Genomic DNA, 21,341 nt, shown 5'->3' with positions numbered 1-21,341 from the left:
AAATGACAGGTGGCTGTCTTTTAGTTGCGTTCGAGGTCGATATCGATACCCAGCGAACGGATTTCCTTGACCAGCACGTTGAACGATTCCGGCATGCCGGCGTCGATCACGTGATCGCCCTTGACCAGGTTCTCGTACACTTTGGTACGGCCATTCACGTCATCGGACTTGACGGTCAACATCTCTTGCAAGACATACGACGCGCCATACGCTTCCAGTGCCCAGACTTCCATCTCACCGAAACGCTGACCACCGAACTGGGCTTTACCACCCAGCGGCTGTTGCGTCACCAGCGAGTAAGGACCGGTCGAACGTGCATGCATCTTGTCATCAACCAAGTGATGCAGTTTCAGCATGTGCATGACGCCGACAGTGACCTTGCGCTCGAATGCTTCACCGGTGCGACCGTCATACATGGTCACCTGGTTCTTCGACGGGGTCATGCCCAGGTTCTTGGCGATGTCGTCCGGATACGCCAGGTCCAGCATGCGGCGGATCTCTTCTTCGTTCGCGCCGTCAAACACTGGCGTGGCGAATGGCACACCTTTTTTCAGATTCTCGGCCAGTTTCATGATCTCTTCATCATCAAACTTGTCCAGATCTTCCGCGCGGCCATTCTCGTTGTAGATCGTCGTCAGGTACTTGCGCACTTGCTCGACCTTGGTTTGCGCCTTCAGCATTTCGCCGATGCGGATACCCAGACCCTTGGCAGCCCAGCCCAAGTGAGTCTCGAGAATCTGACCAACGTTCATCCGCGAAGGAACGCCCAGCGGGTTCAGCACAACGTCGGCTGGCGTGCCGTCGGCCATGTATGGCATATCTTCCACAGGAACAATACGGGAAACCACACCCTTGTTACCGTGGCGACCGGCCATCTTGTCGCCCGACTGCAGGCGGCGTTTCACGGCCAGGTACACCTTGACCATTTTTTGCACGCCTGGTTGCAGCTCATCGCCTTGCGTCAGTTTCTTGCGCTTCTCTTCGAAGGCCAGATCGAACTGGTGACGCTTCTCGTTGATCGATTCCTTGATCGCTTCCAGCGCTACCGCTGCATCGTCGTCCGCAGGGCGGATGTCGAACCAGTGGTATTTGTCTAGATCGGCCAGGTATTCCTTGGTGATCTTGGCGCCTTTGGCCAGCTTTTTAGGACCGCCGTTGACAACTTTGCCGATCAGCATTTTTTCCAGACGCTGGAAGGCATCGCCTTCAACGATACGCATCTGGTCGTTCAAATCCAGACGGAAACGTTTCAGTTCGTCATCGATAATTTGCTGGGCACGCTTGTCGCGCACGATGCCTTCACGGGTGAAGACCTGGACGTCGATCACGGTACCGATCATGCCCGAAGGCACGCGCAGCGAAGTATCTTTTACGTCCGACGCTTTTTCGCCGAAAATCGCGCGCAGCAGCTTCTCTTCCGGGGTCAGCTGGGTTTCGCCTTTAGGCGTCACTTTACCGACTAGGGTGTCGCCGGCTTGTACTTCAGCGCCGATGTAGACGATACCGGACTCATCCAGACGTGCCAGCTGATTTTCAGCCAGGTTCGAGATGTCGCGCGTAATTTCTTCCGCGCCCAGCTTCGTGTCACGGGCAACAACCGACAACTCTTCGATGTGAATCGAGGTGTAGCGGTCGTCCTTGACGACGTTTTCCGAGATCAGGATCGAATCTTCGAAGTTCAGACCATTCCATGGCATGAACGCCACGGTCATGTTCTGGCCCAGCGCCAATTCACCCAGGTCGGTCGATGCGCCGTCGGCGATCACGTCGCGCTTGGCAACACGGTCGCCCACCTGCACGATAGGACGCTGGTTGATGTTGGTGTTCTGGTTCGAACGGGTGTACTTGATCAGGTTGTAGATGTCGACGCCCACTTCACCAGCGGTAGCTTCGTCATCGTTGACGCGAATCACGACACGGCCCGCATCGATGTAATCGACGATACCGCCACGCAAGGCTTGCACGGTGGTGCCCGAGTCGACCGCAACGGTGCGTTCGATACCGGTACCGACCAGCGCTTTTTCAGGACGCAAGCAAGGCACAGCCTGGCGTTGCATGTTGGCGCCCATCAATGCACGGTTTGCATCATCGTGTTCGAGGAACGGAATCAGCGAGGCAGCGACGGAAACGATCTGGCCTGGCGCCACGTCCATGTACTGGATGCGCTCCGGGGAGACCAGGATGGTTTCGCCGGCTTCACGGGCCGAGACCAGTTCATCGGACAGCGTACCTTCATCGCTGATGGTCGCATTCGCCTGAGCGATGATGTAGCGACCCTCTTCGATGGCGGACAGGTAGTCGATCTGATCGGTAATCTTGGAACCTTCGACCTTGCGGTACGGGGTTTCCAGGAAGCCGTATTCATTCAGGCGGGCATACAGAGCCAGCGAGTTGATCAGACCAATGTTCGGACCTTCCGGTGTCTCGATCGGGCAGACGCGGCCGTAGTGGGTCGGATGCACGTCGCGCACTTCAAAGCCAGCGCGTTCGCGTGTCAGACCGCCGGGTCCCAGAGCCGATACGCGGCGCTTGTGGGTAATTTCCGACAGAGGATTGGTTTGGTCCATGAACTGCGACAGCTGGGACGAACCGAAGAACTCGCGAATCGCAGCCGAAATCGGCTTCGAGTTGATCAGGTCGTGCGGCATCAGGTTGTCCGCTTCGGCTTGGCCGAGGCGTTCCTTGACGGCGCGCTCAACACGCACCAGGCCGGCGCGGAATTGATTCTCAGCCAGTTCGCCTACGCAACGTACGCGACGGTTACCCAGGTGATCGATATCGTCGACTTCGCCGCGACCATTGCGCAGTTCCACCAGGATCTTGATCACGGCCAGCACGTCTTCGTTCGACAGGGTCATGGCGCCGGTCAGTTCATCGCGGCCAATGCGGCGGTTGAACTTCATGCGGCCCACGGCCGACAGGTCGTAGCGGTCCGAGTTGTAGAACAGGCCATTGAACAGCGCTTCAACCGAGTCTTCCGTTGGCGGTTCGCCTGGACGCATCATGCGATAGATCGCCACTTTCGCAGCCATCTGGTCGGCGGTGTCGTCGATACGCAGGGTTTGCGAGATATAGGCGCCTTGATCCAGGTCGTTGGTGTACAACGTTTGGATTTCGCTGATGTTGGCATCGCGCAAGCGGCCCAACAGGTCTTCGGTCAGCTCATCGTTCGCGGAGGCGACGACCTCGCCGGTGTCGCCATCGACGATGTTCTTCGCCAATACGCGGCCCAGCAGGTAGTCTTCCGGTACGGAAATGTGCTTGATGCCGGCAGCTTCGATATCACGCACGTGCTTGGCGTTGATACGCTTGTCTTTCAGCACCAGGGTCTTGCCCGACTTGTCGACGATGTCAAAGCGCGCCACTTCGCCGCGCAGACGTTCGGCGACGAATTCCATTTCCGCGCCTTCGGAGCGCAGGTTGAAATTGTCGAAGACAAAGAAATTGGCCAGGATTTGCTCATGCGACATGCCGATGGCTTTGAGCAGGATCGTCACTGGCATCTTGCGGCGGCGGTCGACGCGGAAGAACAGGATGTCTTTCGGGTCGAACTCGAAGTCCAGCCACGAACCGCGGTAAGGAATGATACGCGCGGAGAACAGCAGTTTACCGGACGAGTGAGTCTTGCCGCGGTCGTGCTCGAAGAACACGCCAGGCGAACGGTGCAACTGGGAAACGATAACCCGCTCCGTGCCGTTGATCACGAACGAACCGGTGGTCGTCATGAGCGGCAATTCGCCCATGTAGACTTCCTGTTCTTTCATTTCCTTGACGACAGGCTTGGTTGGCGATTCCTTGTCCAGAATCACCAGGCGCACTTTCGCGCGCAGCGGCGACGCGAACGTCAGGCCACGTTGTTGACATTCTTTGACGTCAAAGGCAGGATCGCCCAAAACGTACGACAAGAATTCGAGACGCGCAAAACCATTGTGCGAAACGATAGGGAAAATCGAAGTGAAAGCCGACTGCAGGCCATCATTCTTGCGGCCAGACGGTGCTATGTCCTCTTGCAAGAAGCTATGATAAGACTCGAGCTGGGTCGCCAGCAGGAACGGAACGTGGTGAACGTTGGCGCGCTTCGCGAATGATTTGCGAATGCGTTTCTTCTCAGTAAATGAGTAGTGCATGGACACTCCGTGAGTGACAGAAAGGATAGAAAATTCAGGTTTTGCAAGTGTTCGTTTGCACCGCTGCGTGTGACACAGACGAAACCTCAAGGCTCTGCTTTCCGGCTTGAATCGAATAAAAACTGCTGCTACAACTACATGACAAATACGATGCAGACGACAAAGGAGCCAAAGTCGGATTTCCCCCCTTGCGAGGGGAAACCTCAGACTTTGACTCGGGCGCTAACTGCCGCCGGTACAGATATTACTTGATCGAAGCGGTTGCGCCGGCTTCTACCAGTTTCTTCTGTGCTGCTTCAGCGTCAGCTTTCGACACTGCTTCTTTCACAGTTTTTGGTGCGCCATCGACCAGGTCTTTAGCTTCTTTCAAGCCCAGACCGGTGATTTCGCGAACTGCTTTAATGACGCCAACTTTGTTTGCGCCGAAGCTGTCCAGGATGACGTTGAATTCGGTTTGCTCTTCAGCAGCTGCTGCTGGGCCTGCTGCAGGACCGGCCGAAGCCATAGCTGCTGCGGACACGCCGAATTTTTCTTCGAATGCTTTAACCAGGTCGTTCAGGTCCATTACGGACATGGCGCTAACTGCTTCCAGGATATCGTCTTTGCTAATTGCCATTTTGAAACTCCTAAATTTATTACGTTAGTTACATCAGATTGGTACTGAGAGAAAAAAGCGCGCGCAATTAAGCGGCTGCTGGGGCTTCTTCTGCTGCTGCTTCTGCAGGAGCTTCGGCGCCTTCGCCTTTTTTCGCTGCCAGGGCAGCCAGACCACGTGCAAAGCCCGAAACCGGAGCCAGCATAACGCCCAACAACTGCGAAATGAGGACTTCACGGCTAGGAATGCTCGCCAACGCGGTGACAGCAGCTGTATCCAGCGGCTTGCCTGCGTAGTTACCTGCTTTGATGACCAGTTTGTCGTTGGTTTTAGCGAAGTCAGCGATGACTTTAGCTGCTGCAACGGCATCGGCCGAGATCGAGTAGATCAACGGGCCGGTCATGGCATCTGCCAGGCTGGCGAATGCGGTACCTTCAACGGAGCGACGAGCCAGAGTGTTTTTCAACACACGCAGGTACACGCCTTGGGCACGCGCTTTAGCACGCAGTTGCGTCAAGTGACCAACCTGGATGCCACGATATTCGGCCACGACGATCGTTTGCGCATTTGCTACTTGTGCGGAAACTTCGGCGACGACGGCCTTTTTGTCATTCAGATTGAGACTCACGGTCAACCTCCTTAAATGATGTTCGGCAATCACAACCGAGTGGTTGAGCGCCTTGCATCGGTTCGAACACGGCGTCCGAAGTCAAGAAGTACTAAACTGAGCGGATGGATTCACGCAGCATGAGGACTACAAAACTTGTTCGGGTACACCATCTGCGTTGGGCACTTGCCGTTGCCGGCAAGCCTATTAACCTTCTGCATGTGCGATCGCAGTCGGCCCAACGGTCTTTGATTGTCTGCCTGCCTGGTGCGAACACCGGGCAGACAGCCCAAAGATGCGCCCGCAGCGCCCGGAGGCGCCACAGGACTTGATTCTTTACTTAAGCTGCCAGGCTAGCCTGGTCAACACGGACGCCAGCGCCCATGGTCGACGACAGCGAAACTTTGCGCAGGTACACGCCTTTGCTCGATGCTGGCTTGGCTTTGTTCAGTGCGTCGATCAGTGCGACCAGATTCGATTTCAGATCTGCGTCAGCGAACGATTTACGGCCGATGGTAGCGTGGATGATACCGGATTTGTCGGTACGGTACTGAACTTGACCGGCTTTCGCGTTTTTCACGGCGGTAGCGACGTCAGGAGTAACAGTGCCAACTTTCGGGTTAGGCATCATGCCGCGTGGGCCCAGGATCTGACCCAGGGTACCAACGATACGCATGGTATCTGGCGAAGCGATAACGATATCGAAAGGCATGTCGCCGGCTTTGATACGCTCAGCCAGGTCTTCCATACCAACGATGTCGGCGCCAGCTGCTTTAGCAGCTTCTGCTTTTTCGCCCGACGCGAATACTGCAACGCGTACGGTTTTGCCGGTACCAGCTGGCAGCACGACGGAGCCGCGCACCACTTGGTCGGATTTCTTAGGATCAACACCCAGTTGTACCGATACGTCGATCGATTCATTGAACTTGGCCGTTGCGCACTCTTTGATCAGAGCGACAGCGTTGTCGAAAGCGTACACTTTGGTACGGTCGACTTTGGCTTTCAAAGCCTTGATACGTTTGGATAACTTAGCCATTATACAACACCTTCCACCGTGATACCAATCGAACGAGCGGAACCAGCGATGGTGCGTACAGCAGCATCCATGTCGGCAGCGGTCAGATCAGGGGTTTTCAATTTAGCGATTTCTTCAGCTTGTGCGCGGGTCAGCGTACCGACTTTGTCGGTATGTGGCTTCGGCGAACCTTTGGTGATCGCAGCAGCTTTTTTGATCAGGTAGGTTGCTGGAGGCGTCTTCATCACGAACGTGAAGGACTTGTCCGCAAACGCGGTGATCACGACTGGAATCGGCATGCCTGGCTCCAGACCTTGGGTCTGTGCATTGAAGGCCTTGCAGAATTCCATGATGTTCAGACCACGTTGACCCAGAGCTGGACCGATTGGTGGGGATGGGTTTGCTTTACCAGCTGGCACTTGCAGCTTGATAAAACCAATGATTTTCTTTGCCATGATGGCTCCTATCTTGGATTGAGTAGTAGCGCCCCGCCGATCCTACCCTGGCGGGGCTCCTCTGACCGGATTTCGCTGAGACTGCCGCGACGCTCCTGGTGGCGCTGATACAACTTAAACTTTTTCGACCTGGCCGAATTCGAGCTCCACCGGAGTAGCGCGGCCGAAGATGGTGACCGAGACGCGCACTTTGGATTTCTCGTAATTGACTTCTTCGACATTGCCGTTGAAATCGGTGAACGGACCATCCTTGATGCGTACCTGCTCGCCCACCTCGTACAAGGTTTTTGGACGGGGCTTTTCAACACCTTCTTGCATCTGCTTCATGATGCCGTCGATTTCGCGCGCGGAGATCGGCGTCGGCTTGTTCGACTTGCCACCGATAAAGCCGGTAACCTTGCTGGTGTTCTTGACCAAGTGCCAACTCTCGTCCGTCATTTCCATTTCAACCAGCACATAGCCAGGATAGAAACGACGTTCGGTGACGGACTTCACACCATTCTTGACTTCGACTACTTCTTCGATCGGCACCAGGATCTGGCCGAACTGGTCTTGCATGCCCGCGCGCTCGATGCGCTCGGTCAGTGCGCGCATGACGCTTTTTTCCATGCCGGAATAAGCATGCACGACATACCAGCGCTTGCTGCTCACTGGCACGCTCAGCGCTGCACCAGTATCCGCTACCGGAGCGTCGCCCGGAACGGACTCGTCCGCCGCTTCATCATGCACATTTTCGCTCATTATTTTTTCCAACCCAGAATTACGTCATACAACAAAAACTCGAGCAATTTATCCGTGCCCCACAGGAAAATCGCCATGACCAGCACAAAGGCAAACACGATCGCAGTAATCTGCGTGGCTTCTTTGCGGGTAGGCCAAACGACTTTCTTGGTTTCGCGCACAGCTTCTTTGGCGAAATTGAGAAATTCACGGCCGGTCGTCGAGATATACAAGAGTGCAACAGCAATAACCAAACCAGCCACAAGCGCGCTTGCACGCACCAGAGCTGGTTGGCCTGCCAGGTAATAAAACCCGACTACTCCTGCAATCGCAGCCACTATTGCCAGCGCGACTTTTATCTTGTCACTCGACGTGCTAACGGTTTGCACGGATTGATTTGACATTTTTCTACTTTCGGTGCCCTGCACCTTGACGGTGGCAGGGACGGAGGGCATCGAACCCCCAACCTTCGGTTTTGGAGACCGACGCTCTGCCAATTGAGCTACGTCCCTACGTAAAACTTTCGAGGAGTGCTATTCTACCACCCAGGACGCCCCGGGTGGAAGCATAACATTTCCTTATGCGAGGATTTTTGCAACCACGCCGGCGCCGACGGTACGACCGCCTTCACGGATAGCGAAGCGCAGACCTTCTTCCATCGCGATCGGGTTGATCAGCTTGACGGTGATCGACACGTTATCGCCTGGCATAACCATTTCTTTGTCTGCTGGCAACTCGATCGAACCAGTCACGTCCGTCGTGCGGAAGTAGAACTGTGGACGGTAGTTGTTGAAGAATGGCGTATGACGGCCGCCTTCGTCTTTCGACAGAACATAGATCTCGCCGGTGAAGTGAGCATGCGGCTTGATCGAGCCTGGCTTTGCCAGAACTTGACCACGTTGCACGTCTTCACGCTTGGTGCCGCGCAGCAGCAGACCAACGTTGTCGCCTGCTTGACCTTGGTCCAGCAGCTTGCGGAACATTTCCACGCCGGTGCAAGTCGTTTTGACGGTATCGGTGATACCAACGATTTCGATCTCTTCGCCGACTTTAACAATGCCGCGCTCGATACGACCGGTCACAACGGTACCGCGACCCGAGATCGAGAACACGTCTTCCACTGGCATCAGGAATGCACCATCAACAGCGCGCTCTGGCGTTGGGATGTAAGCATCCAGCGCATCGGCCAGACGCAATACTGCGTCAACGCCCATTTCGCCTTCTTTGCCTTCCAGCGCCATACGTGCCGAACCTTTGATGATAGGCAGGTCGTCGCCTGGGAATTCGTACTTCGACAACAGCTCGCGCACTTCCATTTCAACCAGTTCCAGCAGCTCTGCGTCGTCGACCAGGTCGCACTTGTTCAGGAACACGATGATGTATGGAACGCCAACTTGGCGGGCCAGCAGGATGTGCTCGCGGGTCTGTGGCATTGGGCCGTCAGCTGCCGAGCATACCAGGATCGCGCCGTCCATCTGCGCAGCACCGGTAATCATGTTTTTGATGTAATCGGCGTGGCCTGGGCAGTCAACGTGCGCGTAGTGACGCGTCGCCGTTTCGTACTCAACGTGGGCGGTGTTAATCGTGATACCGCGCGCTTTTTCTTCTGGAGCCGCATCGATCTGGTCGTATGCTTTAGCTTCGCCGCCGAATTTCTTCGACAGAACCGTTGCGATTGCAGCGGTCAGCGTGGTTTTACCGTGGTCGACGTGGCCGATGGTGCCGACGTTGACGTGCGGCTTGGTCCGTTCGAATTTACCTTTTGCCATTTTGAACTCCTAATGATTTGATTAGATTGCTCAGGCACACGCCCGACGGTCTGGTTTGAATTGCTTCTGTGCTGCCTGCTGCGAATTCTGGTGCCCTTGACGTGGATCGAACACGTGGCCTCTCCCTTACCAAGGGAGTGCTCTACCACTGAGCTACAAGGGCTGTAATTTGTTGCATGCGATGCATCAAGCATCTGAACGGAAACTGGAGCGGGTGAAGGGAATCGAACCCTCGTCGTAAGCTTGGAAGGCTTCTGCTCTACCATTGAGCTACACCCGCGAGGTATCGTTCACTTATCTTCACTTACTTGCTACTACCCAGTTTTCCTTGCAAAAACTTGGTGGAGGGGGCTGGATTCGAACCAGCGTACTCATAGAGAACAGATTTACAGTCTGTCGCCTTTAACCACTCGGCCACCCCTCCGCGGGAACCGCAGAGTATGAAGCATCTACTCACAACTGTCAACCTTATTTACTGATGCCTGACTGCTGCATTTGCGTATAAAGAAGAAGTTGGCTGCTTCGGGGCGTGATTATAAGCTCCCGATTTGAGAATGTGCAAGGGTTGGCGCGAAAAAGTCGACTTTTTTTCGCATTTTTTTATCCCCCCTGGCTGCAAGCCGCATTTTTCCGTCACTCACCCCGCATTTTTCCTGTTTACCGGGCGTCAGGCGGATGCATCCAGGAGTTGCCAAGGGGCTTATATTTACGCAACAACTGCTGATGCAGGCCCGACAGCACCGGTAATTTGGGGTTGCGCGGGTCCAGGCGGCGCACACCGGCAATAAAAGTCAGCGCCTGCTGCCCCATGCGCTCATCCCAACCTTCGTGCTCCAGGCATTTCAGTACCGCCACGGCCGCATTGAACACCACTTGCGGATTGTCGGGCAGGCGCGTGACGGCTTCGCCCATCAGTTCGACGGCACCACGGAAATCGCCTTCTCCCGCCTTGGCGGCGCCCGCCGCCACCATATCGGCCACTTCCTGGCGGCTTTGCCGCGCCAGTGCCTTGGCCAACTCTTCGCGCCCCGCCTGTTCGAACACGGCCATGGCGCGCGTCATGGCCGCGCTGTCGGGCGCATTGCGCATGACTTCACGCATCACCTCGGCCGCGCCGTCTTCGCGCCCGTGCGCCAGGCAGTGGCGCGCCAGTTCCGTTTTCAGCGTATTCGAGCTGCCCACGCTATGGCGGTTGGCGGCCAGGGCGGCGTCGAGCGATTGCTGCAGGCGCTCCTCGTTGCCCGTATGCGCATGCAGCATGGCGCTGCACAGGGCGCTGCACAATTGCGCATTCTTTTGTCCGCCCATCGACTTGTCGAGGTCGCGGATCACGGCGCCCACCTGCAAGGGGTCGCCCTTGCGCACCAGGGTCTGCACCAGGCGCACATGGTCTTCCGGGTCGCGGAACTCCGAATACTTGGCCTTGCTGACCACCAGCTTCAGGGCTTTTTCCGCCATCTCTATATCGTCGGCCGCGAGGGCCGCCTCGCCCAGCCGGCGCAAGCGGCGCACGGCATGCGGCGACAGGGCCACCGCTTCGCTCAGGGCCGCCTGCGCCAGTTCCGGCTTGCCTTGCGCCAAGTGCGTGCGCGCCAGCCAGTCATACGCATCGAGAAAGCGCTTGTTATTTTCCAGCAATCCTTCCAGCGTGCCCTGCGCCGCTTCGTACTCGCCCAGCAGGAATTGCGTCTTCGCCTGTCCCAGGCGCGCCCAGCCGATAGCCTTGGCGCCGTACAGGGCTGCGTAGATCGGTTCCGCGTCGGCCGCTTCGCCCAGCAACAAATGCAGTTCCGCGCGCAGGCGCAGGAAATCGGTAGCGTAACGGGGATACAGGCTGGCGCCCTCGGCGCAGGCGGCAATCGCCGCACGCTCATTGCCCACGTCGATCAGTTCATAGACGGGCACGAAGGCGTTGCGCTTGTCCAGCGCGCGGCCGATGCGCTCGAGCATGTTGTCAGCGGTGAATGGCTTGAGAATGTAATCGGTGGGCAACAGCTCGACGGCGCTGACCACCTTGGCGAAGCTGCCCTCGCCCGTGACCATGAAAAACATGGTGGACGCGTGCATCAATTTGTGGTGGCGCAAGTCTTCCAGCATCTGCTGGCCATCCTGTCCTCCGTCGAGATCATATTCGCACAGGATCAAATCATACGATTTGCTGCCCAGCATGCGGATCGCCTGGCCCGAACTGGCCGCGTCATCGATCTTTGCCAAGCCACACAGATTGAGCATATTGTGCAGGCTGGCACGCATGCCCGGATGCGGCTCGATGATCAGTGCGCTGAGACCCTTGAGTTCTTTCATGTCGTAATGTCCGAAAACTCCGCGGCGCGCCACACTGGTGCGTGGCGCCGGCCAGCATGAGGCAGCCGAGTATATGACGGCGCCGCGCGCAAGGGAATGGTGTGGCGCCGAAAAACGCCAACGAAGCTGGGCAGGAAGCTGCAACTCAAGCGGCGGCGCTCTCCGGATGCCACAGTTCCGGCTCATGGTCGATCAGGTCCAGCAGTGCCGTCACCACTTCCGGATCGAACTGGCTGCCGCTGCGCTGTTCGATGTATTCGCGCACCTGCGGATACGGCCATGGCTCCTTGTAGGGCCGCTCGTGCAACAGGGCATCGAAGACGTCGACCACGGCAACGATGCGCGCGGCTATGGGAATAGTGCGCCCCTTCAGGCCGTCCGGATAGCCGGCGCCATCGAAATGCTCGTGGTGGCCGCCGGCGATCTGCGCGCCATACGTGAGGTAGCTGACGCCGTCGACCATATTGGCGGCCCGCTCGAGGATGGTGCGCCCGACGCTGGCATGCAGCTGCATCTGCGCCCGCTCCTCATCCGTATGCTTGCCTGGTTTCAGCAGCACGGCGTCCGGCGTGGCCACCTTGCCCACGTCGTGCAAGATGCTGGCCAGGCCGATCATGTCGAGCAGCTGCGGCGTCAACTCGTCGGCATATACGCCGCGCTGCTGCATGCGCCGGGCGATGGCATCAGACAATTGCTGTACCCGCCGCACATGGCCGCCCGTGTCGCTGTCGCGGAACTCGGCCAGGTCGGCCAGCGCCACCACAGTTGCTTCCTGCGCCTTGCGCAGCTGGCCAAACATATACAGGTTGTCGAAGGCGGCGGCGATGCGCTGGCAAAATACTTCCAGCAGGTCGCGCTGGATCTGCGCCAGCGGCCAGGGCGGCGTGACGGAGATGGCCAGCTCGCGGTTGCCTTCCGTGTGGATAAACAGCACATTGGCCGGATGCTCGAACTGGCTGCGCTTTTCCGCAAACGCCTTGGCGATGGTGGGGGCGAGCGCATGGTCGGCCGGCAGGGCTTCCGACTCGGCCAGCGTGGCATAGGTGCCCGTGGCGGCGACCACCTCTGGCCCTCCGGCGCCGCCCTGCATCAGGCACAGCACTCCGTCGGCACCCACATCGAGGATGGCGCTCACCTGGTTGAGCACACCGGAAGCGAATTCGCGCAGAGAATGGATCTGGTACAGATTGGTGGCGCCGGCGAGGATCTTGCCCAGGCCGATGCGGCTGCGCTCGAGCATCATCAGGCTCTCGTAGGCACGCAGAGCCGAGATGACGGTGGTAAACAGCTTCTGCGTCGTCAGTTCCGTCTTGGCCTTGTAATCGTTGATGTCGTATTCGATGATGACGCGCTGCTCGGGCGCCTGGCCCGGCTGGCCCGTGCGCAGCACGACGCGCACGATGGAGTTGTTCAGGTCGGCGCGAATGCGCTTGGCGAGGATCAGACCCGCATCATCCGTTTCCATCACCACATCGAGCAGCACCAGCGCAATATCGGGCGTATCGCGCAAGATCTCAAACGCTTCGCGGCCACTATAGGCGGAAAACAGTTCCAGTTCGCGGCCCTTGAAGCTGACATTGCGCAGCGCCAGCCGCGTTACCGCATGCACATCGACGTCATCATCGACGATCAGGACGCGCCACAGGCGCTGGTCGGGCGCGGCCAGCCCGGCAGGACTGGCCACCGGCTCATCCTCGTCGAGCAGCCAGTCATCGTCTGCATCGGCTTTGAGGTCGGTCATGAATACTCCTAATGGATAAGTTCGATGTGGACGCTGCGTTGATGCATATCAAGCATAATCAGATTAGATGCTGCTTACAACAGGATTCTTCGCACCATCTTCGCCAACGGCCGGCGCGGGAGCCGATGCACCGCCGCGCGTGGTGCCGCCACAATTGTCCTGGCCCGGCCCGACTGCCTGGTAGCGCACTTCATACCTGCCTGCGCTGAGCTGTTCCACCAGCAGCTTGTCGTTGGCGAGGATGTACAGGTAGCGCACGTTCGAGCGCCGCTCCGTGTCATACAGTTTGACGAACACGGGCGCGGTATTGTTGCTGTTGTCGATGCTGACGGCCAGCTCATCGCCCTTGTTCCCGATCGGAAATCCATCGACATAGCCGGAATGCACTGGCCAGGGTTCGCCATTGGGCGCCACCAGCGATGCGGACTCTGCCTTAGCTACGCCATCGCAGGCGGGCTGGATGGCTTTCAGGCTCAGCTGGGAAACAGCCAGCACGCGGATCTCGGGCATCGGCGTTTCCCGGGGTTCCGGTGCATACGGCTTGCCCACCGCCCAGCTGTCGACTGCCACGGCCTCAGCTTTCGATGCCGCTGGCGTGGCGGTCGGCGCATGGGGCTTGGCGCCATCGCGGGCCAGCCCGCTCCAGGCCGACGCCAGCGCGGTCGGCATGGGCTGGGAGGTATCGAGCATCAGCAAGGCGCCCAGCCAGCCCAGCAACAGGCAGACAAGCAGGCTCAGCCACCAGCGCCAGTTGCGCCAGATGGGCTGCAGGCCGCGTCGCGGTTTGCCCTTTGGTGGTGGCACATCCTGCGCCCAAGCATGCTCATGCGACTGGGCATGGCCTTTCGCGCGGCCATCGCGGCTTTTGCCTTCTTCGTGGTGGGTGCTTTCCAGCCATTCGATTTCCCACTCCTCGGCAGCGATCCACTCGTCGTGTTCCCTGCGGCGTTGCGGATCGGACAAGGTGCCATAGGCGCTGTTGAGGATCGCCATGATGCGGGCGGCCTTTTCGTCGCCGGGATTCTTGTCAGGGTGGTATTTCTGGCTGAGGGCTTTGTACGCGGCACGTATGACTTCCTGCGGCGCCAGGCGCGCCACCTTCAGGTTGTCATAGTGTGTATGTATCTTTCCCATCGTTCTATCTTGAAATCGGTGCGCGGCGACGGGTTCTTGCAGGATGGAACCGTGCTGTGTCGGTCATCATATACGATATGACAAGATAATAACCACCGGCGGACAGGAAATTGCAGGGCAAGACTGCCCTGCCTTGATATTGCAGCGCTTATAAGCGATGACTGCGGTCAGCGGACAACAGGGCTTCCGGCAACTCCACGCGGTGCCCCACCGCCAGCACCTTGAACAATTCCCCCATCTCGGCCGGCGATACCAGCTTTTGCACGGCGCTGGCCTGCGGCAGGTAGGTCTTGACCTGCTCCGGATCGGTGCGCAGCAGCAAGTCGCCGATACCTGCGCCCAGCAAGAAGGAAGCCTGATTCATGTACGCGAGCACATCGAGGCCCGCATCCTGCGCCGCCACCGCCATGGCCGTAAAATCGACGTGCGCCGTGATGTCCTGCAAGCCGGGCAAATAAAACGGCTCCGCATGGGCATGATGCCGGTAATGGCACATCAGGGTGCCCGTGGCGCGCAGGTCCAGGTAATACTCATGCGCGGGGAAGCCATAGTCGAACAGCACGGCCGCCCCACCCTTGCCATTGGTCAGCATGCGCGCCAGCGAGCGCATGAAGCCGCAGGCGACCCCGTGGATCTCGCTGACATAGCCGACCGGCAAGGCATCGGCGTCCGGCACCTGGGCGGCGATCTGCGCGGCGACGTCGGCACCGGCCGGGCGTTCGACAAAGACGAACTGGCCATCGGCAATGCTGACATCGAGTTCACACCAGCCGGCGGGCGTCTTGCTGATCAGGTTGACGGGCATGGCGTCCAGCACTTCATTGCCGAACACAGCGCCCTCGAAACTGTCGGGAAAGCCGTCGAGCCACACCACTTGCGGAAAGGCTGCCAGCGCCAGTTCCTGGCGCGCGCGCAATTCGCCGGACAATTCGACGATCGCATACTGTTCTATAGGGATACCGGCGCTGGCCGCTTCTGTCAGGATATCGAAGGCCAGCTTGCCCGTGCCGGCGCCGAATTCGAGGATGCGCGGAGCCGTTTGCGCCATAATAGCGGCTGCCACATGGGCCAGCGTGGCGCCGAACAGGGGAGAAATCTCCGGCGCGGTTGTAAAATCGCCATCTTTACCCAGCTTGGCGGCGCCGCCGCTGTAATAGCCGAGGTCAGGCGCATACAGCGCCAGCTCCATGAAGCGGACAAAGGGAATGGCGCCGTCATTGCGCGCGATTTCGGCGGCAATCTGGTGCTGCAAGGCATGGGACGCGGCCAGCGCGTCGCTATCGGGTGCGGGAAGAGACATTCCCGCATTGTAGCGAATCGGCGGGCCACGGCGCCAGTACCGGCCGAGGCGGCCATGCGCACTTCACACACAAGCACAGTAAATAGAGACATGACTCCAGCATCGACACTGCCACACAGCACACCCCGCGTCGCCCTCGTCACTGGCGCCGCGCGCCGCATCGGCCGCGCCATCGCGCTGGGCCTGGCGCGCGACGGCTGGGATATCGCCGTGCATTACCGCGCATCGCATGACGAAGCGCTCAGCCTGGTAGCGGAAATCACCGCCTTGGGACGCCGCGCGCAAGCGTTCCCCTGCGACCTGGCGCAGGAAGAGGCCGTGCGCCAGCTGTTGCCGCAGGCGCAGGCAGCGCTGGGCCCGATCACTTGCGTAATCAACAACGCATCGTTGTTTGAATACGACAATGCGGGCGATTTTTCCGTCACCGCGCTCGACGCCCACATGCACGCCAACCTGGCCGCCCCCATCCTGCTGGCGCAAGCCTTGTACCAGGCCACCCCGACAGGCGGACAAGCCGTGGTCATCAACTTGCTGGACCAAAAACTGTACAATCTCAATCCTGATTTTTTGTCGTACACCCTGTCCAAGGCGGCGCTGCTGTCGGCGACCACCATGCTGGCCCAGGCGCTGGCGCCGAAAGTGCGCGTGGTGGGCATTGCCCCCGGCATCACCATGGTCTCCGGCGAGCAGACGGAAGCGAACTTTGCCAAGGCGCATGAAAACACGCCGCTGGGCCGCTCCAGCACGCCCGAGGATGTGGCCGACTGCGTCTGTTACGTGGCCGGCGCGCGCGCGCTGACGGGCACGACCCTGCTGGTCGATGGCGGCCAGCATTTGATCGGTTTGCCGCGTGACGTCATGTTTTTGACCAAATAATCAGCAGTCCTGCCAAACAACCAGCATTCCAGCATCCCCTAAAAGGTAAAACTATGTCGTCCGCCCTGTACCATCCTCGCCTGGCCGATTGCCGCCGCCTGTTCCTGCGCAATTATGAAATCCTCATCAATATCGGCGTCTACGACTTCGAGAAAAAGGGCGAGCAGCGCGTCCTCATCAACGTCGACCTGTACATTCCCCTGGCCCTGTCGACGCCGAAGGATGACCAGCTGGACGAAGTGGTCGACTACGACTTCATGCGCGAAACCATCGCCAAACGCATGGCGCAAGGCCATGTGCAGCTGCAGGAAAGCCTGGTCGACGACGTGCTCGCCGCCATGCTGGCGCACCCGCGCGTGCGCGCCGCGCGCGTGTCGAGCATGAAACCGGACGTGTATCCCGACTGCGAAGGCGTGGGCGTGGAAGTATTCAAGATCAAGGATGAAGTATGAGCAACATGAGCAATGCCGCAGTGATGGAAACGACGACAACGGCCGTGGAATTCCCGGCCAACGTGGAAGCGCAGAAACTGGCGCGCAAGAAGGCGGAAAAGATCGCCCTGGAAAACAACAAGCTGCACAAGCGCTTGTGCCGCCTGGTGGGGCAAGCCATCGGCGATTTCAATATGATCGAAGACGGCGACAAGGTGATGGTATGCCTGTCCGGCGGCAAGGATAGCTACGCGTTGCTGGACATCCTGATGACCTTGCGCGAACGCGCACCGATTCACTTCGACATCGTTGCCGTCAACCTGGACCAGAAACAGCCGAACTTCCCGCCGGAAATCCTGCCCGCCTACCTGACGGAACTGGGCGTCGCCTTCCACATCGAAAACCAGGATACCTACAGCATCGTCAAGCGCCTGATCCCGGAAGGCAAGACGACTTGCTCGCTGTGCTCGCGCCTGCGCCGCGGCATCCTGTACCGCGTGGCCGACGAGCTGGGCGCCAACAAGATCGCCCTGGGCCACCATCGCGACGACATACTGGAAACGTTCTTCCTGAATATGTTCTTCGGTGGAAAACTGAAAGGCATGCCGGCCAAGCTGCAATCGGACGACGGCAAGCACATCGTCATCCGTCCGATGGCCTACGTCAAAGAAGAAGACACGCAGCGCTATGCGGAAGTCAAGGGCTTCCCCATCATTCCATGCGACCTGTGCGGCTCGCAGGAAAACCTGCAGCGCAAGCAGATCAAGGGCCTGATGCGCGAATGGGACAAGAAATTCCCCGGCCGCGTGGAAAGCATCTTCTCGGCCCTGTCGAACGTGGCGCCGTCGCACCTGATGGACCCGAAGCTGTTCGGCTTCAAGGATTTGAAGGCGGACGGTATGGCCAACCCCATGGGCGACATCGCCTTTGACGAAGAGCCATGCTCGACGCCGACGACGTTCGGCACCATTCCGCTCCAGCAAGGCTGACCCCGACGCACGGCGCCATCATGGCGATGGCGCCGCCGTCTGTCTTGATTTAAAACTCTTCCCAGTCGTCACCGGCCAGCGCCTTCGCGGGAGCCGGCGGCTTCGCCTTGACGGCAATGCTGCGCGCGGCAACACGCGGCACTGGCGCAGGGCGCGCGACTGCCGGCTGTGGCGCCGCGCGGCGCAGCAAACCTGGCTGTTCACGCAACTTGAATACGCTGACCACTTGCGCCAGGCCGTGCGCCTGCTCTTGCAGAGAACCGGCGGCGGCCGCCGCCTCTTCCACCAGCGCCGCATTTTGCTGCGTCACCTGGTCCATCTGCGTGATGGCCTGATTGACTTGTTCGATGCCATGCGTCTGCTCCTGGCTGGCACTGGAAATCTCGCCGATGATATCGGTCACGCGCTTGACGCTGGAGACCACTTCATCCATGGTCGCGCCAGCCTGGTCGACCAGCTTGGCGCCCACGCCCACCTTGCTGACCGAATCGTCGATCAAGCCCTTGATTTCCTTGGCCGCCGCTGCCGAACGCTGCGCCAGGTTGCGCACCTCGCCGGCCACCACGGCAAAACCGCGCCCTTGCTCGCCGGCCCGCGCCGCTTCCACGGCCGCATTGAGCGCCAGGATATTCGTCTGGAAGGCGATGCCGTCGATCACGCTGATAATGTCGACGATCTTGCGCGACGATTCGTTGATCGAGCCCATGGTCGCCACCACTTCGGCCACCACCGAGCCGCCGCGGCTGGCGATGCCGGCCGCCGTGATTGCCAGCTGGTTGGCCTGGCGCGCATTGTCGGCATTCTGCTTGACGGTACTGGTCAGTTCTTCCATCGACGAGGCCGTTTCTTCCAGCGAACCGGCCTGCTGTTCCGTGCGCGATGACAGGTCCAGGTTGCCGGCGGCGATTTCCGATGATGCCGTGGCGATGCTGTCCGTGCCGCTGCGCACCTGGCTGACGATGCTGACCAGGTTGTTGTTCATATTACCCAGGGCCGTGAGCAGCGCCCCCATTTCATCCTTCGCCGTCGTGGCGACGGTCTGCGTCAGGTCGCCGGCGGCCACCGTTTCAGCCAGCGCCAGCGCCTGGCGCAGCGGACGCGTGATGCCCGTCGTCAGCAGCCACGAGCACAGCACGCCGAAGGCCACGGCGAACAGGGTCAGCAGGCTGATGACGGTGGTGTCATGCACGGCGGAGGCGTCGATCTGCTTGGCCGTCGCATCGATGCTTTCGCGCTGCAAGGTCACCAGTTCCTGCAGCAAATCCTGGTAAACCTGGGCGGCCGGCGTAAACGCGGTGTCGAGGATTTTCGCCGCGCCTTCCACGTCGCCATCGGCCTTGGCCTTGACGGCACCATCGCGCGAAGCGCTGTACACCTTGCGCTGCTCGAGGATCTTGGCGAACAGGGCTTTTTCCTTCTCGCCCGAGACCAGCGGCTCGATCTGCTTGAGCAATTCGGCCGCCTTCTTCACCGAGGCGGCCGAGTCTTCCTTGAAATACGGTCCCAGCGCCGGGTCGCTGCTCTTGACGATAGCGGCCGTGCGGCGGATCGAGGCAAAGTTCAAGCCATACCAGTCAGTAATCAGGCGTTCCTTGGTCAGCGGTTCGGCCATCATGGCGCGCGTGGACGTCGCCACCTCATTCAGGCGCCACACGCCCACTGTAGCAATCAGAACGGTCATTGCCAGGATCAGGACAAAGCCGATACTCAGGCGCTTGCCGATCTTGATATTTGCGATAAAGCCCATGGTGTCTTTTCTCTAAAATCATGCGTTGAAGATACTTTTAATTCCATAAGGAATTATTTATATTGCAGATTATACATTATTGAAATATATGCAGCTGGTTTATTGATTTTGAGAAATGTTTCTGTTAATTTAAAAGTCTCCTCAGCAACTACAGACGCGCCGCGCATTTCCGCACGCCTGTTTCTCAAAGAAATCTATGAAATTTCCCGCATTGCCCCTGAAACAAATCACCTGCGCCGCAGCCCTTGCCTGTGCCGGCCTCGCCCACGGCGCGGCCCTGCCACCGGCCATCGCCGCGCAACTGAATGCCAACTATCCCGCCGTGGAAAGCCTGTACCTGGACCTGCACCGCCACCCGGAACTGGCGTTCCAAGAAGTCGAGACGGCAAAAAAACTGGCCGAAAAAGTCAAGGCCCTCGGTTTTGACGTGAGCACCGGCGTCGGCGGCACCGGCGTCGTCGCCATCCTGCGCAACGGCCCCGGCCCCGTCGTCATGCTGCGCACGGAAATCGACGCCCTGCCCGTGCTGGAAAAAACCGGCCTGCCGTTTGCCAGCAGTGCGGTAACGAAAAATGCGGCCGGCGAAAGCGTTCCCGTGATGCATGCCTGCGGCCACGACGTGCACATGTCGGCCTGGTATGGCAGTGCCAAGCTGATGGCCGACAACCGCCAGCACTGGAGCGGCACGCTGATGCTGGTGGGCCAGCCGGCCGAGGAACCGCTGCTGGGCGCGGCCGCCATGCTGAAGGACGGCTTGTTTACGCGCTTCCCGAAGCCGGACTACGCGCTGTCCTTCCACGATGAAGCGACACTGCCATCGGGCACCGTGGGCTACCACGCCGGCTACTTCCGCGCCGCCGCCGACACCATCAGCATTACCGTGTATGGCCAGGGTGGCCACGGCGCAGCACCGCACGACACGCGCGACCCGGTCGTGATGGCCGCGCGCATCGTGCTGGCACTGCAAACCCTGGTCTCGCGCGAAAACAATCCGATGGACCCCGTCGTCATCACGGTGGGCAGCATCCATGGCGGTACCCAGGCCAACATCGTGCCCGACCAGGTGACCATGCAGCTGACGGTGCGCACCTTCAAGGATGCCGTGCGCAAGCGCGTGCTGGCCAGCATCGCGCGTGAAGTCAAGGGCGAAGCGTTTGCCGCCGGCGCGCCGAAAGAGCCGCTGGTGGAAATTCGTCCCGGTACCGACGCCGTCTACAACGACCCGGACCTGACCCTGCGCATGGTGTCGACCTTGCAAAAATCGCTGGGCGCGGCCAACGTAACGGAAATGCCCGCCAAGATGACGTCGGAAGACTTCGCCAACTACGGCCAGGCCGGCGTGAAGGCGGTGCTGCTGCATATCGGCGCGGTAGAGCCAGGCAAGCTGGCCGCCGCCAAGGCCAGCGGCAAACCGCTGGCCGGACCGCACTCGCCGCAATGGGCGCCCGAGTACCAGCCGACCATCAAGGCGGCGATCACGGCGGAAACGTCGATCCTGCTCGACTTGCTGGGCAAGAAACAGTAATCACTT

The 21,341-nt window shown here is 59.3% G+C and carries 17 protein-coding genes and 4 tRNA genes; 4 read left to right on the top strand and 17 right to left on the bottom strand.

Features of this window, described 5'->3' with window-relative positions; genetic code table 11:
- Positions 1-20: 20 nt before the first annotated feature.
- The 16 genes from rpoB to CLU92_RS21525 form a co-directional block, all read right to left on the bottom strand.
- Complete coding sequence (rpoB, locus tag CLU92_RS21600; protein ID WP_101483554.1) at positions 21-4,127, bottom strand: DNA-directed RNA polymerase subunit beta; 4,107 nt, start codon at positions 4,125-4,127, stop codon at positions 21-23.
- Positions 4,128-4,371: 244 nt separating this feature from the next.
- Positions 4,372-4,743 (bottom strand): 50S ribosomal protein L7/L12, encoded by a 372-nt coding sequence (rplL, locus tag CLU92_RS21595; RefSeq protein ID WP_010394320.1) that lies wholly within the window; start codon positions 4,741-4,743, stop codon positions 4,372-4,374.
- Between the two features lie 67 nt (positions 4,744-4,810).
- Entirely contained in the window at positions 4,811-5,350 is a 540-nt protein-coding gene (gene rplJ, locus CLU92_RS21590; protein WP_034753621.1) for a 50S ribosomal protein L10, read from the bottom strand.
- Positions 5,351-5,669: 319 nt separating this feature from the next.
- Positions 5,670-6,365, bottom strand: a complete 696-nt coding sequence (rplA, locus tag CLU92_RS21585) for a 50S ribosomal protein L1 (RefSeq protein ID WP_100875274.1) — start codon at positions 6,363-6,365, stop codon at positions 5,670-5,672.
- A complete protein-coding gene (gene rplK / locus CLU92_RS21580; RefSeq protein WP_034753131.1) occupies positions 6,365-6,799 on the bottom strand; it encodes a 50S ribosomal protein L11 in 435 nt (144 codons plus the stop codon). The genes rplA and rplK overlap by 1 nt, the downstream gene beginning before the upstream one ends.
- A gap of 114 nt (positions 6,800-6,913) precedes the next feature.
- A complete protein-coding gene (gene nusG, locus CLU92_RS21575) occupies positions 6,914-7,540 on the bottom strand; it encodes a transcription termination/antitermination protein NusG (protein ID WP_034753130.1) in 627 nt (208 codons plus the stop codon).
- Positions 7,540-7,923 carry a preprotein translocase subunit SecE gene (gene secE, locus CLU92_RS21570; RefSeq protein ID WP_035823944.1) on the bottom strand — a complete coding sequence of 128 codons (384 nt, stop codon included), beginning with the start codon at positions 7,921-7,923 and terminating at the stop codon, positions 7,540-7,542. Before secE ends, nusG begins: the two co-directional genes overlap by 1 nt.
- 32 nt (positions 7,924-7,955) lie before the next feature.
- Positions 7,956-8,031 (bottom strand) — tRNA-Trp (locus tag CLU92_RS21565).
- 66 nt (positions 8,032-8,097) lie between these two features.
- Positions 8,098-9,288: an elongation factor Tu gene (gene tuf, locus CLU92_RS21560; protein ID WP_101483553.1), complete on the bottom strand. Its 1,191-nt coding sequence runs from the start codon at positions 9,286-9,288 to the stop codon at positions 8,098-8,100.
- A gap of 88 nt (positions 9,289-9,376) precedes the next feature.
- Positions 9,377-9,451, bottom strand: a tRNA-Thr gene (locus CLU92_RS21555).
- Positions 9,452-9,494: 43 nt separating this feature from the next.
- A tRNA-Gly gene (locus tag CLU92_RS21550) sits at positions 9,495-9,568 on the bottom strand.
- Positions 9,569-9,627: 59 nt separating this feature from the next.
- A tRNA-Tyr gene (locus CLU92_RS21545) sits at positions 9,628-9,712 on the bottom strand.
- A 233-nt stretch (positions 9,713-9,945) separates the two neighbouring features.
- Positions 9,946-11,592 carry a tetratricopeptide repeat-containing response regulator gene (locus tag CLU92_RS21540; RefSeq protein WP_101483552.1) on the bottom strand — a complete coding sequence of 549 codons (1,647 nt, stop codon included), beginning with the start codon at positions 11,590-11,592 and terminating at the stop codon, positions 9,946-9,948.
- A 145-nt stretch (positions 11,593-11,737) separates the two neighbouring features.
- Complete coding sequence (locus CLU92_RS21535; RefSeq protein ID WP_101483551.1) at positions 11,738-13,333, bottom strand: DUF3369 domain-containing protein; 1,596 nt, start codon at positions 13,331-13,333, stop codon at positions 11,738-11,740.
- A gap of 63 nt (positions 13,334-13,396) precedes the next feature.
- A complete protein-coding gene (locus CLU92_RS21530) occupies positions 13,397-14,467 on the bottom strand; it encodes a J domain-containing protein (RefSeq protein WP_101483550.1) in 1,071 nt (356 codons plus the stop codon).
- A gap of 148 nt (positions 14,468-14,615) precedes the next feature.
- Entirely contained in the window at positions 14,616-15,767 is a 1,152-nt protein-coding gene (locus CLU92_RS21525; protein ID WP_101483549.1) for a class I SAM-dependent methyltransferase, read from the bottom strand.
- Between the two features lie 90 nt (positions 15,768-15,857).
- On the opposite strand from CLU92_RS21525, the gene CLU92_RS21520 reads away from it, so the two are divergent.
- The 3 genes from CLU92_RS21520 to ttcA are packed head-to-tail and all read left to right on the top strand — an operon-like array spanning position 15,858 to position 18,063.
- Positions 15,858-16,643: an SDR family oxidoreductase gene (locus CLU92_RS21520; protein ID WP_101483548.1), complete on the top strand. Its 786-nt coding sequence runs from the start codon at positions 15,858-15,860 to the stop codon at positions 16,641-16,643.
- A 53-nt stretch (positions 16,644-16,696) separates the two neighbouring features.
- Positions 16,697-17,095, top strand: coding sequence for a dihydroneopterin aldolase (locus CLU92_RS21515; RefSeq protein WP_101483547.1), 399 nt, complete (start codon positions 16,697-16,699; stop codon positions 17,093-17,095).
- A 5-nt stretch (positions 17,096-17,100) separates the two neighbouring features.
- Positions 17,101-18,063: a tRNA 2-thiocytidine(32) synthetase TtcA gene (gene ttcA, locus CLU92_RS21510; RefSeq protein WP_373918505.1), complete on the top strand. Its 963-nt coding sequence runs from the start codon at positions 17,101-17,103 to the stop codon at positions 18,061-18,063.
- A 49-nt stretch (positions 18,064-18,112) separates the two neighbouring features.
- Here the strand turns inward: ttcA and CLU92_RS21505 are convergent, their stop codons facing one another.
- Positions 18,113-19,810 carry a methyl-accepting chemotaxis protein gene (locus tag CLU92_RS21505; RefSeq protein WP_101483546.1) on the bottom strand — a complete coding sequence of 566 codons (1,698 nt, stop codon included), beginning with the start codon at positions 19,808-19,810 and terminating at the stop codon, positions 18,113-18,115.
- A gap of 196 nt (positions 19,811-20,006) precedes the next feature.
- On the opposite strand from CLU92_RS21505, the gene CLU92_RS21500 reads away from it, so the two are divergent.
- Positions 20,007-21,335, top strand: coding sequence for an amidohydrolase (locus CLU92_RS21500; protein ID WP_101483545.1), 1,329 nt, complete (start codon positions 20,007-20,009; stop codon positions 21,333-21,335).
- Positions 21,336-21,341: the final 6 nt, after the last annotated feature.

Origin of the sequence: Janthinobacterium sp. 61, assembly GCF_002846335.1 — a bacterium.
Lineage (GTDB): Bacteria > Pseudomonadota > Gammaproteobacteria > Burkholderiales > Burkholderiaceae_D > Janthinobacterium.
Note: the sequence above shows the minus strand (reverse complement) of the source record. Positions and strands in the feature narration are given on the sequence as shown.